At 50.7% G+C, this 16,600-nt stretch carries 12 protein-coding genes; 3 read left to right on the top strand and 9 right to left on the bottom strand.

The window, feature by feature from the left end:
* From F0L74_RS32345 to pheT, 7 genes are all read right to left on the bottom strand, one after another.
* Entirely contained in the window at positions 1 to 3,000 is a 3,000-nt protein-coding gene (locus F0L74_RS32345) for a SusC/RagA family TonB-linked outer membrane protein (RefSeq protein ID WP_149842005.1), read from the bottom strand.
* A 192-nt stretch (positions 3,001 to 3,192) separates the two neighbouring features.
* Positions 3,193 to 3,807 carry a 3-keto-disaccharide hydrolase gene (locus tag F0L74_RS32340; RefSeq protein WP_149842004.1) on the bottom strand — a complete coding sequence of 205 codons (615 nt, stop codon included), beginning with the start codon at positions 3,805 to 3,807 and terminating at the stop codon, positions 3,193 to 3,195.
* 61 nt (positions 3,808 to 3,868) lie between these two features.
* Positions 3,869 to 4,720, bottom strand: coding sequence for a hypothetical protein (locus tag F0L74_RS32335; protein ID WP_149842003.1), 852 nt, complete (start codon positions 4,718 to 4,720; stop codon positions 3,869 to 3,871).
* Between the two features lie 97 nt (positions 4,721 to 4,817).
* Positions 4,818 to 6,383: a ribonuclease Y gene (gene rny, locus F0L74_RS32330; protein ID WP_149842002.1), complete on the bottom strand. Its 1,566-nt coding sequence runs from the start codon at positions 6,381 to 6,383 to the stop codon at positions 4,818 to 4,820.
* Positions 6,384 to 6,836: 453 nt separating this feature from the next.
* Positions 6,837 to 7,130 (bottom strand): cell division protein ZapA, encoded by a 294-nt coding sequence (locus tag F0L74_RS32325; protein WP_149842001.1) that lies wholly within the window; start codon positions 7,128 to 7,130, stop codon positions 6,837 to 6,839.
* Positions 7,131 to 7,166: 36 nt separating this feature from the next.
* Positions 7,167 to 7,475 (bottom strand): hypothetical protein, encoded by a 309-nt coding sequence (locus F0L74_RS32320; RefSeq protein ID WP_149842000.1) that lies wholly within the window; start codon positions 7,473 to 7,475, stop codon positions 7,167 to 7,169.
* Between the two features lie 211 nt (positions 7,476 to 7,686).
* Positions 7,687 to 10,119: a phenylalanine--tRNA ligase subunit beta gene (gene pheT / locus F0L74_RS32315; RefSeq protein WP_149841999.1), complete on the bottom strand. Its 2,433-nt coding sequence runs from the start codon at positions 10,117 to 10,119 to the stop codon at positions 7,687 to 7,689.
* 506 nt (positions 10,120 to 10,625) lie between these two features.
* Here pheT and dnaB point away from each other — a divergent pair.
* The 3 genes from dnaB to F0L74_RS32300 all read left to right on the top strand — a co-directional run bounded on the left by dnaB (position 10,626) and on the right by F0L74_RS32300 (position 14,663).
* Positions 10,626 to 12,221, top strand: a complete 1,596-nt coding sequence (gene dnaB, locus F0L74_RS32310) for a replicative DNA helicase (RefSeq protein WP_149841998.1) — start codon at positions 10,626 to 10,628, stop codon at positions 12,219 to 12,221.
* Positions 12,222 to 12,426: 205 nt separating this feature from the next.
* On the top strand, positions 12,427 to 13,776 hold the full coding sequence (locus tag F0L74_RS32305; RefSeq protein WP_149841997.1) for an MATE family efflux transporter: 1,350 nt from the start codon (positions 12,427 to 12,429) through the stop codon (positions 13,774 to 13,776).
* Between the two features lie 182 nt (positions 13,777 to 13,958).
* A complete protein-coding gene (locus F0L74_RS32300) occupies positions 13,959 to 14,663 on the top strand; it encodes an RsmE family RNA methyltransferase (protein WP_149841996.1) in 705 nt (234 codons plus the stop codon).
* Between the two features lie 45 nt (positions 14,664 to 14,708).
* Here F0L74_RS32300 and F0L74_RS32295 read toward each other — a convergent pair whose 3' ends face one another.
* Together F0L74_RS32295 and F0L74_RS32290 are read right to left on the bottom strand one after the other, a co-directional pair.
* A complete protein-coding gene (locus tag F0L74_RS32295) occupies positions 14,709 to 15,473 on the bottom strand; it encodes a TerC family protein (RefSeq protein ID WP_149841995.1) in 765 nt (254 codons plus the stop codon).
* A gap of 6 nt (positions 15,474 to 15,479) precedes the next feature.
* Positions 15,480 to 16,508, bottom strand: a complete 1,029-nt coding sequence (locus F0L74_RS32290) for a quinone-dependent dihydroorotate dehydrogenase (RefSeq protein ID WP_149841994.1) — start codon at positions 16,506 to 16,508, stop codon at positions 15,480 to 15,482.
* Positions 16,509 to 16,600 lie beyond the last annotated feature (92 nt).

Here is a 16,600-nt window from a genome sequence, read left to right as displayed (position 1 = left end):
TTAAAAAGTAGCATTGATCCCAAATTGCAGCATCCAGGTGGCCGGTGCGTCCACGGTGATGGTTGTCACATCTTCCGGATCTATACCTTTATATTTCTGACGGTAAGGCGCCAGGATCAGCGGCTGCTTAACATCCGCATGTACCCGCAGGGATTGCATACCCCAGCGTTTCATCAGATCCTGCGGCAGCGTGTAGCCTATGCCTATATTACGGATCTTGAAGAAGGTGGCGTCAAAATAACTGAGGGCGGTATAGTTATTGGGGCGCTCCTGGTTGCGGTTGGGCAGCGGAAAATCATTGGTATGATTGGAGGGCGTCCAGTAATTTACATCCAGGTTGTTATACCGGCCAAACAGGGTATTGTAGTTCTGGTAAAACTCGCTTCTTACCATACCTCCTATGCGCGCAAACGCTACTACGTTAAGGTCTATGCCTTTCCAGGAGAAACGCTGGGTAAAACCGCCGGACCAGTCTGGCTGTTGAGAACCCAGGATCACGCGGTCATTTGCGTCCAGCTTTTTGTCCTGGTTAACATCATTTAAACGGATCTCACCCTGGTGCTGCTGATATACCTGCGCTTCCGCTTCCGTTTGCCAGATACCTACTTTCTGGTAATCATAATACACGGTAATAGGCTGGCCTATGAACCAGCTGTTACCAGGGTCGTTTTTACCGCCGTTGCCCAATGACAGGATCTTTTCCCGGTTCAGGAAAAAATTCACATCCATGCTCCAGTTAAACCCATTAGGGTTTTGGATAATGGCGGCGGATAATGCTGCTTCAAAGCCCTTGTTCTGCGTAGAGCCTACGTTTTCCAGCACGCTGTTGAAGCCATTGCTGAAGGGCAGCAGGCGTTGGAGCAACAGATCTGTGGTCTTCTGTTTGTACCAGTCCACGGTACCGCTAATACGGCCTTTGAACAGGCTATAGTCAAAGCCTACGTTCACAGAAGCGGTGGTTTCCCAGGTAAGGTTGGGATTGCGCAGCTGGTTGGGCTGATATCCCAACAGGCCTTTGTTGTTAAAGGAGTACGGCGTGCGTAACAACGCGCCCTGTGTGGCATATGGCGGTATACCGGTGTTACCAATCTTACCGTAGCTGCCGCGCACCTTCAGGTTGTCCAGCCAGGAAATGTTTTTCATGAACGTTTCGCTGGTCATGTTCCAGGCCACGGCCACAGAGGGGAAATAACCCCATTGTTTACCCGGCGCAAAACGGGAAGATCCGTCCGCACGCAGGGTTAAGGTGATCAGGTAACGGTCGTCAAAGCCATAATTGATACGGCCCATATAAGAGAGGATGGTCCAGGTGCCCAGCTGGCTGCCAAGCGCGGTTACGTTGCCGGCATCATCCAGGTTATAGAATTGCATGCTTTCTACCGGCAGGCCTCTTACACTGGCGTTAGAGGTGTCTTCGCGCTGGCGCTGCACGCTATACAGGGCGGTAACGCCCAGGTTATGTTTCTTATTGAATACTTTATTATAAGTAAGCAGGTTCTCTACTGTGTAAGCGAATACGGTTTGGTTGGTCTTTTGAGCAGTGGCATCGCCGCCGCCTATCAGCAGGTCTGTGTTGTTCTTACCCTGGAACAGGCCATAGTTGCTGGTCTGAAGATCCGGGCCTACATTCAGCCGGTATTTAAGACCATCCACGATATCCACTTCGCCATACAGGCTGGTGAACAGGCGGAAACGGTTCCTGTCTTCTACACGGTTGCCGGGCACATAATCCAGCAACGCGTTGGGCTGCTGGCTATCGCCAGTGGGGAGGATGATGAGGTTACCGTTGGCATCGTACGGGTCTGCAATGGGCAGCATTTTCAGGGCCGCGCTCATCCCGTTATAGGTCTCGCCCCGCCGTTTGCTGTACGTGCCCAGCAGGGATACGCCTGCGCGTATACGTTTGGTGATCTCCTGGTCCAGGTTCACATGTATATTATAACGCTCATAGCTCTGCAGCTCAAATACGCCCTGTTGTTTAAAATAGCCCAGGCTGGCGGCATATTTGGTCTTCTCTGAGCCGCCGGATATGCCCAGGTTATGGGATGTTTGCCAGCCGGTAGACAGCAGCAGGTCCTGCCAGTTGGTATTTACGCCCCGTTTTATGTTCTCGTATTCAAGGGGCGTGAAAATGGCGGCATCGGAAGAATCGGGGTTGTTATCATTATACTTCCCGATCGTGCGGTTGGCCTCCCTTCTCATATTGGTATATTGGGTGGCATCCATCATATCCGTGGTACCCAATGCTTTGATAATGCCATAATCTGCGTTATAGGTTACCCGGGTGGGCATTGCCGACTTACCCCGCGTGGTGGTGACCAGTATTACACCGTTGGCGCCGCGGGAGCCATAGATGGCCGTGGCAGAGGCGTCCTTCAGCACATCCATGGAGGATATATCTGAAGGGTTAATATCGTTCAGGTTACCGGCATAAGGGATCCCATCTACCACATACAGCGGGTCGTTACCGGCTGTAATGGAGCGGTTACCGCGTACGCGCACCCGGGGCTCATCACCGGGTTTGTTACTGTTGATCAATACATCAATACCGGCTACGCGGCCCTGCAACGCCTGTTGCGGGTTGGTAACGGATACTTCCTGTATGGATTTGGAATTGATGGAGGCAATAGCGCCGGTCACATCTTTCTTTTTCTGGGCGCCATAACCCACTACCACTACTTCTTCCAGCTTTTTCAGGTCTTCACCCAGCTTTATGTCGATAGTGGAGCGGCCATTTACCGGTTCTTCCTGCGGCAGGTACCCGATAAAAGAAAACACCAGGGTGGCGCCGCCGCCGGGCAATGACAGCTTGTAATGGCCCTGGGGGTCTGTTTGCGTGCCGCTGGATTTGCCTTTTACAGATACCGTCACTCCCGGCAGCGGCGCGCCGGTCTTGGCATCTGTTACGTTTCCTTGAATGGTGGCATTTTGGGCGTGGACGATCAGGCAGTGGCATAGCAGAAATAGCCACAGTCCGCCCCTCTTGAGCATGTTCTTCATAGCGTGAAATGTAAGTTTAACTTTAAATGGTTTTTTCAGTCCGAGTTAACAAGATAATAACCCCGTAGATAATTTGCAAACGATTGCAATAATTATATATAAAAAAGCGGCCTGTCCGCTTAATAAATGGAACAGGCCGCTGGTAGTGCATTACAGCGTATTATAATATGATTTTCTGTGCCGCGCTGCGGATTACAGGGTTTGTATGCGGATATTGCGCCAGCGTACCTTAATACCGCCGCCGGAATGTATTTGCAGGGCTATCTGGCCATTGCGCCCGCCAATCTTTTCATCGTTCAGGGTGATCATTTCGTGCCCATTGAGCCAGGTGGTTACCTCGTTGCCCTTGACCCGCACCTTCATGGTGTTCCATTCGCCCATTTTCAGGTATTGTTCCTTATCAGCAGTGGGCTGTATAAGCCATCCGCGCCCATAAGATTCGTAAATACCGCCAGTATGGGAATTGGGAGGGGCTACTTCTGCCTGCCAGCCGGTGATCTTGGTGCCTTCTATGGTAGAGTGGAAGAATACGCCGCTGTTACCGTTGGCTTCCTGCTTAAACTCCACGGTCAGTTCAAAGTCCTTGAAGTCCTTATCGGTACCTAGGTAGCCATATTCTTTATCCGGGCCGCTTTCGCATACCAGGGTGCCGTTGTCTACATACCATTTTTCTGTGCCGTAGATCTTCCAGCCGTCCAGGTTCTTACCATTGAATAAGGGTTGGGCTTTCTGCGCCATAGCGGCTGTTGTAGCCAAAAATAAACCTGCTGCCAGCAGGCCGGCGCGTAAAGACGTGGTGCTTTTCATGATGCTGCTTTATTAAGGATTTGAATGTTCACAAAGACCTTAAGATAAGCATTTTACCGGTTTATTTTGTAAAATCCAGCGTGCCGTCGTTACGGTAGTAAAAGGTGCTGACAATGTTTGTCATGGCGGGGATGTCGATCCCTGGTGTGTAGGTGACCATGTTATATTGGGTATAATTATTTACGGACAGGCTCCGGTAGAACAGGTCCTCCCATATCATCAGGAAACGCTGACGGAAAGGATTAGGACTGTTATCGTACCCGCTAAAAGTTTCTTCGGTAGTGCCAAGTAATGCATTATCGTAATTACTGCTATCGCGGCTGGTCACTTTTTCGAGGTTTCCGCTCAGGTTAAAATAGAACTGCTGTGTTACTCTATGGCTTTTTGAGCGGATCTCGCGCCGGGAGAGCTTGTTGCCGTCATAATAGTAGCGCGTGGTATCTTTTTCTGTGATCTGCTGCAGCATGCGGCCGTTTTCCAGGACAATATCCCGCTGCCGGGGCGGCATGTTAATATCTGTGCCCCGGTAATGCCGCGTGATGGTGATAGTAGTGATAAGGCTATTGCCGTTATAAGCCACGCTATCATATACCAGCCGGCTGTAGCGGACATTGATGAAACCCAATTCTATTCCATAGCCGGTACGCAGGTACGGTTTCCCATCCCGGTAGGAGAATAATACCATCGGAAAGGGATCACCGGTGGGCACAGCGCCTATGGGCAATATGCTGTAATTGAATGCGCTGGCATTGAGCACGAACCGCGAATGCAAGCTGTCTATCCTGGGCTGTTGCGGACGGGCTACATCATCTTTACCGCAGGATACCATTACTATGGCTGCAAAAGTTAATAACAGGTACGGGAGTAAGTATGTACGCCCGGAAAGGGAGTACCGGCAGGGATTTTGGCTCATAAGAGGAAAATTGGCCTTACAAGTTACGTTATCTACCTAAAAAAAAATCCGTTCACCAGCTGGTGAACGGATTTTAACATTTATAATATCATATGTTTTACCTGGCTACATTCACGGAACGTTTTTCCCGGATCACGGTTACCTTGATCTGGCCGGGGTACTGCATTTCCGTTTGTATTTTGGTAGCAATGTCAAAAGAAAGACGGTCTGCATCGCCATCTGTTACCTTGTCGCTTTCTACGATCACGCGCAGTTCGCGGCCGGCCTGTATAGCGTAGGCTTTTTCCACGCCTTCGTGGGCCAGCGCCAGGTTCTCCAGGTCTTTGATGCGTTGCAGGTAGCTTTGCATGATCTCGCGCCGGGCGCCGGGACGTGCGCCGCTGATAGCGTCACAGGCCTGTACGATGGGGGAGATCACATACTGCATTTCCATTTCATCGTGGTGGGCGCCTACGGCATTCACCACGGCGGCATGTTCGCCATATTTTTCACAGAGTTTAGCGCCCAGCAGTGCATGGCTCAGTTCTGTTTCTTCGTCCGGCACCTTGCCTATATCGTGCAGCAGACCGGCGCGTTTGGCCAGCTTGGGGTTCAGGCCCAGTTCTGCCGCCATTACGCCGCAAAGGTTAGCGGTTTCTTTGGAGTGCATCAGCAGGTTCTGACCGTAGGAGGAGCGGAAACGCATCTTACCTACCAGGCGCACCAGCTCTTTATGCAGGCCGTGGATACCGAGTTCGATCACCGTTCTCTCGCCAATGTCCATTACCTGCTCTTCCAGTTGTTTCTTGGTCTTTTCCACCACTTCCTCAATACGGGCAGGGTGTATACGGCCGTCCTGTACCAGGCGCTGGAGGGAGAGGCGGGCAATTTCCCTGCGCAGGGGATCAAAAGAGGATAATACAATGGCCTCCGGGGTATCGTCCACGATCAGGTCTACACCGGTAGCCGCCTCAATGGCGCGGATGTTACGGCCTTCACGGCCAATGATCTGGCCTTTGATCTCGTCGCTTTCCAGGTTGAACACGGTAATGGCGTTCTCAATGGTCTGCTCTGCAGCGGTACGCTGGATGGATTGTATGATGATCTTCTTCGCTTCTTTGTTGGCCTTGCTCTTGGCGTCCTCAATGATCTCCTGGATATGGGACAGCGCCTGGCTGCGGGCCTCTTCTTTCAGGCTTTCCACCAGCTGGTGTTTAGCTTCTTCTGCGGTAAGGCCGGCTACTTTTTCCAGGCGGCGGATATGCTCTTCCTGGTGTTTTTCCAGGTCGTTACGTTTGATAGCTACCAGTTCCATCTGACGGTTCAGGTTTTCCTTGATAGCTTCATTCTCCTGTACCTGTTTCGTCAGCTGCTCGTTCTTCTGGTTCAGGCTGGATTCTTTCTGTTTGATCCTGTTCTCTGAGTCGGCCAGTTTCTGATTGCGCTGTAACACCTCTTTCTCGTGCTCACTTTTCAGTTGCAGGTATTTCTCTTTGGCTTCCAGTAACTTATCTTTCTTCAGGGTTTCTGCGGTTATCTGGGCTTCACTCACTATTTTCTGAGCCTGTAACTCCGCTTCCTGTATTTTGTGCGCTGTGCTCTTGGCAAAAATCACCTTACCCAGCACTATCCCTATGACCAATGCCACTACCGCGGCGATTGTCGTTATTAAAGTTGCATCCATACAAACGATTTATAATTGAATATATATTAGTATTCCTCCACTCCCTGGTTTCAGGGATGTGACGCGCGAAAATAACAAAAATAATGTGCTGAAGTGTTAAAGTGCTGATATGCTGTAGGGATGAACGGTGGGGTAAAAAGCAGGACTGTTACGGCCTGTTATTTTAATCTGTTGTTATAGAGATACTTATGTATACTGCCAGCGTAGTATGTATTACTTTATGTAAATCTATTTTTTCCACGAAACTTACCCTTTCCATGCATCTGCTCTGCATACCGCCTCCCGGCGCACTTCTCCCTGCTCTCTTCCTGGTCCGCGCGTCAATCTGCCTTCAAAACTGACCGGTTGTCTGTCGTTTCCAGTCATCGTTCAGGTCTACTGTCAACCTAAATGACCACCTGCTTCTTTCAGGTCCTGGTGGTCAACAGGTTACTGTCAGCCTACAATCCCTCCTTACTTCAACTGATCATCCAGCAGGGCCTCCAACTTCTGGAGCTTCTCCTGCAGGAACGGCGCTGTTTCTGCCTGCGCTTTCCCCCCGCTTGTTACGGGATGGGTAGCGTACATGATAAGGGCCATGGCGATATAATCCTGCAGGTCCTTGCCGGCATAGGCCGTTTTAAACTCAATGATCTTCTCATTCACCTCTTTCATGATCCGGCGTACAGCTTCTTCCTCCTCCGGGTTGATCTTGATCCGGTAAGAGCGGTCCGCTACAAATATATTTACGGGGATCAGCTGTTCCATGACATGTTTTTGACGTGAATTACTGCTTATAGTATCTTACCCATTCAGCAGCGCAACACAACGGTCTATCTCCTTAATATAATCATTGATCTTATTGCGCATTTCCTTCTTAAAGTCCTCGTCCTCTTCCTGGGTGCTGGGCGGCCCAGAGGCTACATTGGCTATTTTGGCCATCTGCAGCTTGCCTTCCAGCGATTCAATGGCCTGCTGCTGCTGGGCCATTGTTTGCTGATGCCACTGCAACTGTTCTTTCAACAAAGCATTGTCCGCCTGCTCCTGCTGTAGCTTTTTCAGCAGCAAGAGCACCTTCTCTTCAACGCGTTGTATATGTTGCTCTAATAACACCCCTTTATAATTACGAATTACTAATTACAAATTACTAATTATCAATCACGAATGGTAATGTAGCGGATATTATTGTTAAAATAATTGGCTGTTTTATCAATACAATCAATTCCTGATGTATAGTTGCCGTAATTATTAATTACTCAGGGACCGTTCCGGTCATCGTAATTACCCTTCAGCCGCTCCGGTCATCGTAATTCGTAATTTGTAATTACTTCCTGATCTGTGCCTGTAACTGGGTCTCGAACGCCTTGATCAGCTTATCCATTACGGTATCTATTTCCTTGTCTGTCAATGTTTTCTGCGTATCCAGGAAGGTAAAGCTTACCGCGTAGGACCGTTTATTGGCGCCCAGCTTCTCGCTCTCAAAAACGTCAAACAGGTTGATATGTTGCAGCAGCGGAGCTTTTACCGTTTTGGCGGCCGCCTCTACATCTGCAAAACGTACCTGTTTGTCCAGCACCAGGGCCAGGTCCCGGCGTACGGCGGGGAACTTAGGTATTTCACTGTAAAAGGTATCCTTTTTTGGCAAGGCGGCCAAAACAGATTCCCAGTTGAAATCCGCAAACCATACCGCCTGTTTGATGTCAAACTGTTTCAGTTTGGCGGCGGATACAGCGCCCAAGGTAACCAGGGCTTTATTGCCGGCTTTTATCTGCCAGGCAGCATCCAGTCCGGCAGTCTCCAGCTCTGCCCATTGCAGGTTGGTGATGTTTAAACGGGCCAGCACATTGCCTACATACCCTTTCAGGAAGTAAAAATCTACCGGGGCAGCCTTATACAGCCAGCTTTCCGGCCTTTTAGCGCCGGTCAGGTACAGGCTCAGATGCTGTGTTTCCTGGTATTGGCCTACGCCGGTGGTGGCATAGGTTTTACCAAATTCGAAGAACAGCAGGTTTTCGTTGCGGCGGTTCAGGTTATGGGCAATGCTCTCCAGACCGGTTTCCAGCATGGAGGGGCGCATTACATCCAGGTCCGCGCTCAGGTTATTGATCATCTTCACAGTACGCTCCAGCACTTCCGGGCTAAAGTACTTGCTATTGGTGATGGAGTTGGTGAAGATCTCGTAAAAGCCATTGTCTGACAGGTAACCCGCTACTTTTTCCCGGATGTTCTCCTGGTCTGGTTTAGCGGTAATAGAGGGAGTAATACGCACCTGTGCGGGGATCTCTACATTATCCAGCCCGTCTATCCGCATCACTTCTTCCACAAGATCTGCCGGTATGCTGATGTCTGTTTTGCTGTAAGGCACGCTCACCCGCAGGAATTCTGCGGTCCTTTCCAGGATCTCAAAACCCAGCCAGCTCAGGATATTGCTGATCTTATCTTCACTATAATCTTTGCCGCTGAGCTTTTTAATATAGGCCCAGGTGGATTTTACTTCCACTTTGGGTTTAGGCTGAGGGTATACATCTATTATATCAGAAGCTATACGTCCGCCGGCCAGCTCACAAATGAGGGCGGCGGCCCGTTGCAATACAAATACGGTGTTGGAGATATCTACCCCTTTCTCAAAACGGGTAGCCGCATCCGTGCGCAGGCCATGGCGGAAAGAGGTGGCGCGTATGCCGCCTCCGCTAAAGCAGGCGCTTTCCAGGAAGATATTATGGGTAGCGTCTGTTACGCCGGAGTGCAGGCCGCCAAATACGCCGGCTATACACATGCCTTCGCCGTTGCCATTGCAGATCATGAGGTCTGCGGCGTCCAGCTTACGTTCTTTTTCGTCCAGGGTGATGAAAGGCGTGCCCGCGGGCAGGTTCTTTACGATCACTTTGTTGCCGGCTATCTGGTCTGCATCAAAAGCATGCAGGGGCTGACCGGTTTCATGGAGTATAAAATTGGTGATGTCTACTATATTATTAATAGGCCTTACCCCAATGGCGGCCAGTTTATTCCGCAGCCAGTCCGGCGAAGGGCCGGTCTGTACCCCGGTAATGGAAATACCGGCATAACGGGGGCAGGCGGCAGTATTTTCTACCGTAACGGTAATGGGCAGGGGCGTATCTGCTTTGGGCAGCTCTTTTACGGCAGGCAGTTGCACCTGGTATCTGGCAGATCCCTCTACATTATTCAGGTAGGCGCATACATCGCGGGCCACGCCTATATGGCTCATGGCGTCCATCCGGTTGGGAGTGAGGCCTATTTCGTATACCCAGTCCTGTACCAGGCTAAATACCTCCCTGGCGGGGGTACCGGGTTGCAGGGCGCTATCCAGCACCATAATGCCGGCATGGCTGCTGCCCAGGCCAATCTCGTCCTCTGCGCAGATCATTCCTTCGCTTTCCTCACCGCGGATCTTGGCCTTTTTCATGGTCAGGGGCTCGCCGGAGGCGGGGTAGATGGTGGCGCCGATGGGGGCTACCACCACTTTTTGACCGGCAGCCACATTAGGGGCGCCGCATACAATATGTAAAGGAGTATCACCACCCACATTAACGGTGGTCACGCTCAGTTTATCCGCATTGGGATGTTTTGCTACGGTCAGTACTTCGCCTATTACCAGGCCTTCCAGGCTGCCTTTTACTGTTTCAAACTTTTCCAGGCTCTCTACTTCCAGGCCTATACGGGTTAAAATAACAGAAAGTTCCTCCGGTGACGGCTGTACCGGTAAATAGTCACAAAGCCAATTATAAGAGATAGTCATTTGATAATTGAATAAAAAGTGCTGTAAAGATAGTATAAACCAACAATCGAGGGGGCCAAATCCAATTTTACCGGTTTTGTACCCGGTAGGTGTCATATTTTTTAAAAAAACAAGCATTTTCCGGTAGCATCTGCCCCTTGCCGTCACATGAATATGTGAATTACGAACCAAGCATTATGTGGAAAATCTTTTTGCACAAAGTGTGTGAATAATCGGAGATTTGTGGGGTATTGTTGAGCCAATACGTGGATAACCATATCCTAGTCAGTGGATAACTGACAATTTGCGTGTGTATATGGTGTGGGTGAGGTCGGATAAATATAATCCTTTGGTCGTAGGACTTTAATGGAAAAATGCCTTTACCTTAGTTTTTACGGCTCAAAAAAGTTTACAATTTGTTAAAGTAGGCTTAACATCTGAATGCAAGAAAAATTGTAAAGCCCAGATGGGGGACAAGCCATAAGAGTAATCCTTTTCATTCATTTTTTTTAATTCTGTTGACATAAATGGATCTTAATGTAAAGAAAGACCGTAACAACGTAAGAAGGAAGCCATCCATTGATGTGTCGTCTATGGTATATGGGAAGATCCCCCCTCAGTCCAAGGATATGGAAGAAGCCGTATTGGGCGCCATTATGCTGGAAAAGGGAGCCTTTGATACCGTGATAGAGATTTTGAAGCCCGAGTGTTTCTATGTGGAGGCACATCAGAAGATATTCCAATCCATGCAACGGCTGGCAGCTAAGTCCATGCCGGTGGATATCCTGACCGTAGTGGAAGAATTGAAATCTTCCGGCGAGCTGGAAATGATCGGCGGACCATTCTATGTTACCCGGCTAACGAATACGGTTGTATCATCCGCCAATATTGAGGCGCACGCCCGTATCATCCTGCAGAAATTCATTCAGCGGGAGTTGATCCGTATCTCAGGTGAGATCCTGAGCGAGGCCTATGAAGACACCGCCGATGTATTTGACCTGCTGGACGGCGCGGAATCCAAGCTGTTCGAGATCACCAATAACCACTTACGTAAGAACTACGACTCCATCGACCGCGTACTGGTAAATACCATGAAACGTATCGAGGACCTGCGTAATAAAGGCGACGATATTACCGGATGTCCTTCCGGCTTCCCATCGCTGGATAAGGTAACTTATGGCTGGCAGCCTACGGATCTTATCATCATCGCGGCCCGTCCATCCGTAGGTAAGACCGCTTTTGCGCTGAACCTGGCCAGGAATGCGGCGTTGCATCCCCGGTTCCCCAAAGGCGCCGCGGTATTCTCCCTGGAAATGTCCTCCGGGCAGATCGTACAGCGTATCCTGTCCGCCGAGTCAGAGATAAAGCTGGAAAAGATCTCCCGCGGTAAACTGGAAGAGTACGAGATGAAGAAGCTCATGACCCATGGTATTGAGCGTTTGGCCAAAGCGCCCATCTTTATAGATGATACCCCGGCATTGAACATCTTTGAGCTGCGCGCTAAATGCCGGAGGCTGGTGCATAACCACGGCGTAGGGGTGATCATCATTGACTACCTGCAGCTGATGAGCGGTGGCGGCGAAGGCCGTAACACCAACCGTGAGCAGGAGATCAGTAAGATCTCCCGCGACCTGAAAGGCCTGGCCAAGGAGTTGCACGTACCGGTGATCGCACTGTCCCAGTTAAGCCGTGACGTGGAAAAACGTAAGGATGGCAACAAGATGCCGCAGCTGAGTGACTTGCGCGAATCCGGCGCTATCGAACAGGATGCGGACATGGTAATGTTCCTGTACCGTCCTGAATACTACGAGATCACCGCCAATGAAATGGGCGAATCCAATAAAGGCGAAACCCACGTGCGTATAGCCAAACACCGTAACGGTCAGCTGGATACCATCAAGCTGCGCGCCGTACTGGAGTTCCAGCGTTTTGAAGACGATGGCAGCCTCGAGAACCCCGGCTTTAGCGGCCCAAGTGGTGGCGGTAGTGGCGGCGGTAGTCCGTTTGCAGGCATGGGCGGTAACCGCGGTGGTGGCGAAGAAGCCAAACTGTATATCCAGAAGGGCTCCAAGATGAATGATATGAATTTTGAGGATGATGGCCTGGAAGATGCACCGTTCTAAAATGAAATAAAGAGGGGAGTACCCCTGAAATCATAAGAGCAAAAACTAAAAAAGGAGGGCGTTCGTTTCCTCCTTTTTTAATTTTTGCTCTTTCTTTTTTACTTTGGTAGTGAACTATATTACGACGGTGCGTTTGCCCTTTATTTTGATATTAACTGTACTATAGCGTTACGGATCGCCATTTTTTACTTTTACCTTTTTTACTTTGAAACGATACAGACCTTACTATAAGGATAATTTCCGTTTGGCCTATCCTGTTGTGATCTCCCAGCTGGGGCATACCCTGGTGGGCCTGTCAGACAGCATCATCATCGGGCATACCGGCGAGGTGCCGCTGGCGGCCGTATCCCTGGGCAACAGCATCTTCACCATCTTTATGGTAATGGGGATCGGGATCTCCTACGGGCTTACGCCGCTGATAGCGCAGGAGAATGGCCGTGGCAACAAAGCTTATTGCGGCGCCCTGCTAAGCCAAAGCCTGTTGATCAATATGGCCGTTGGCCTGCTGCTCTGCGGGGTGATCGTTATTGGCAGTCACTATATAGGTTTGCTGGATCAGCCTGCGGCCGTAGCTGTACAGGCGCGTCCTTTCCTGCAGTTCCTGGGTTTTTCTTTTTTGCCGCTGATGGTGTACCTGTCCTTTAAGCAGTTTGCGGAAGGGCTGGGCTTTACGCGTCAGGCTATGAATATCAGCATCATTGGCAACGTGATCAATGTGCTGCTGGGCATTACCCTGGTATACGGCCTGTTTGGCATGCCGCGTATGGGCGTGATAGGCGTAGGTATTGCCACCCTCACGGACCGTTTGCTGATGGGGACCAGTATGGCCATTTACGTGCTGAAAGCCCCCCGGTTCAAACCTTACCTGCAGCAGTTTAACTTCCGGGAGGTATCCCGTTCCACCATCAAAAAGATCCTGGGTATAGGCGCGCCCGTGGCGCTGCAATACATCTTTGAAGTAAGCGCCTTTAGCGGGGCGGTGATCATGGTAGGCTGGATAGGCGCCAGGGAGCTGGCTGCCCACCAGATAGCCATTAGCCTGGCCACCATGACCTATATGATGGCCAGCGGCGTATCTGCCGCCGCCGGTATAAAAAGCGGCAACCACCTGGGGGCGGGCCAGCCAAAAGAGCTGCGCCTGAGCGCCATTGCCAGCTACCATATGGTGCTGGTGCTGATGGGCACTGCCGCCCTGGTGTTCATGCTGGGCAACCGGCTGCTGCCTTTGATGTACATCAAAGAGCCAGAGGTGATCGCTATTGCCAGCCATTTGCTGATCATAGCGGCTTTTTTCCAGCTGTTTGATGGCACCCAGGTAGTAGGGCTGGGCATCCTGCGCGGCATGGGAGATGTAAAGATGCCTACTGTCATTACCCTGTTTGCATACTGGGGCCTGGGCCTGCCAATTGGTTACCTGTTGGGTATACAATGGGGCTTTGGTATACAGGGGATTTGGTGGGGGCTGCTACTGGGGCTGTTAACAGCGTCTGTGCTGCTGTTTATCCGGTTTCAGGGCAAAACGCGGAAATTGGTGGCGGCGGGGGTAAGGAACTAATACCGGTAAACGCCTGAGATGCAGAACGGCAAATGGCCTTATTCCGCCAGTAGTATTTTCCCCCAGCCGGCGTATTTTACGGGTGTCTTATACTGGAAAAACTTTACAGTGGTCTTATGTTTAAACAGATTTCTACCGCAGATCCCCGGATAATAAATTACCTTAACCGCTCATTTTTTGTCATGGAACTACCGGTTTTTTACGCCAAAGGCTTATCCCCGGAGGCCGCCTCTTATACAATGGACGAGCCCACCTCCAAACACTGTGTGCAGGTGTTGCGCAGGGAAAATGGTCAGCAGGTGCTGCTGGCCAATGGGATTGGTCAGAAATTCACCGCGGTGATCACGGATGATAACCGTAAACGCTGCACGGTACAGATACAACAGCAGGAAACCGTCCCGGCGCCTACACCGCAACTGCATATTGCCATTGCCTTTACCAAAAATGCCTCCCGTATGGAGTGGTTCCTGGAAAAGGCTACGGAGATAGGGATTCAAAGCATCATCCCTTTAATCACCCATCGTACAGAAAAAGAGAAGTTTAAAACAGAGCGGCTGGAGAATATACTGGTATCCGCTATGCTGCAATCCCAGCAATATTATCTACCACAGCTGGCAGCGCCCACCGCTTTTGAGCAACTGGTACAGCAACACCAGGCGGTCCAGCGGTTTATTGCGCACTGCCTGCCGGATCAGAAGACCCCGTTACAGGAGGTTATGTTGCCCGGTAAGGATACTTTGTTGCTGATAGGCCCTGAAGGGGATTTTACCCCAGAGGAAGTAGTGGCTGCATTAGCCAAAGGATTTCAGCCGGTATCATTGGGAAATACCCGGTTACGTACAGAAACCGCCGGCATGGTAGGGGCGGTGCTGATGAAAATGAGCTAATGTGCAGAATGAATTAATGTGCATATCTGCACATCCGCACATCAATTACTCCGCTTTCGGTTCCCGCAGTTCCACCGGTTTCGCCGTTGCCTTGCGCATCCGCATATTCAACAATTCCACCGCAAAGGAGAACGCCATCGCAAAATATACATAGTTCTTCAGGTGCAGCTCATGCGCCCTTTCCGCATTCCAGCCTTCTACGATCAGGATAGCGCCTACCATTACCAGGAAGGAGAGGGCCAGCATCTTAAGCGTGGGATGTTTATGTATAAAATTGCTGATACGGGGTGCAAACATGAACATAACGATCATGGCAATGATCACGGCAATGATCATGATGGGAACATGTTTAGCCAGACCCACCGCCGTAATGATACTATCAAAAGAGAATACCAGGTCTATGATGATGATCTGCCCTACTACTTTCAGGAGGGTGGCGCCCTGTTGGCCGCCGCCTTTGATGCTCACCTCTTCTTCGCCTTCCAGCTTGTGGTGGATCTCGAGGGTGGTCTTGATCAGCAGGAACAGGCCCCCGGCCAGCATAATGAGGTCGCGCAGGCTAAAACCATGGCTGCCTATATGGAACAGCGGGTTTACCGCGCGTACAATATAGCCAATGCACAGCAGCAGGATCACCCGCACGCCTATGCCGGTAAACATCCAGATACGGCGGGCCTGCAGCCGTTTATGCTCCGGCAGCCGGTTCATTACAATAGAAACAAAAATAACATTGTCGATGCCCAGTACAACCTCCATCAGCACCAGTGTAAGTAAGCTGATGAGGGACTCCGTGGTGAACAGTTGTTCCATGGTCAATTATTGGTTAGTCAGGCCGGCACAGATCTTTTTGGCGATAGTGGGCCCTTCATAAATAAACCCGGTGTATACCTGTACCAATACCGCGCCAGCCTCCAGTTTCTCGCGGGCGTCTGCGGCGGTAAAAATGCCGCCGGCCGCTATGATGGGGATCTTTTTGCCGACCCGCTCATGAATGTAACGGATCACCGCGGTGGACTTGTCCTTTACGGGCAGGCCGCTTAATCCGCCGGCGCCTATGGCGGTTACTTCCTCCGCCGGGGTCTGTAAACCCTCGCGGCTGATGGTGGTATTGGTAGCCACTATGCCGGCCAGCCCGGTTTCCTGTACGATCTCGATGATGTCGTCCAGCTGTTCGGGGGTAAGGTCCGGCGCTATCTTCAGTAATATAGGTTTTGACTTTGTTTTTTGCGCGTTCAGCAGCTGCAGATGGTGCAACAGCTGTTTCAGGGGCTCTTTTTCCTGTAGTGCGCGCAGGTTAGGGGTGTTGGGCGAGCTTACGTTCACCACAAAATAATCCACCACATCAAACAGGGCATGGAAGCATTTTTCGTAGTCGCTTACCGCCTCTTCGTTGGGGGTTTGTTTATTCTTGCCAATGTTACCGCCTATAATGATGTTGGAGCGCCGTTTCAGCAGCCGTTTGGCGGCGGCCACAGCGCCTTCATTGTTAAAGCCCATCCGGTTGATAAGGGCTTTATCTGCCGGCAGGCGGAACAGGCGGGGCTGGTCATTACCAGGTTGGGCCAGGGGCGTAACAGTGCCTATCTCTACAAAACCAAAGCCCAGGCTGGCCAGTTCATCGGTATAACGCGCATCTTTATCAAAGCCAGCGGCCAGGCCTACCGGGTTAGGGAAGGTAAGGCCCCAGAGCTCCCTTTCCAGGCCGGTTTTTTTGGAACTGCAAAAAGCGTTGATGAGTTTTTTGCCCAGTGGCAGGCTGTGCGCGATCTTAAGGCCGCGCATAACGCCATGGTGAATGTTTTCCGGAGGAAAGCTGAAAAGTAGTTTCTTGATAAGCTGATACATGCGTGGGGCAAAGATAAAATAATGTGTGGATGTGCAAAGGTGGGGGGTGGTATTTAAATCCTATTTTTACCCCCGCAAATAGGGGTAGCCCT

It is taken from the genome of Chitinophaga agrisoli (assembly GCF_008386695.1).
Taxonomy (GTDB): Bacteria; Bacteroidota; Bacteroidia; order Chitinophagales; family Chitinophagaceae; genus Chitinophaga; species Chitinophaga agrisoli.
This window is presented reverse-complemented; position numbering and strand designations above follow the sequence as displayed.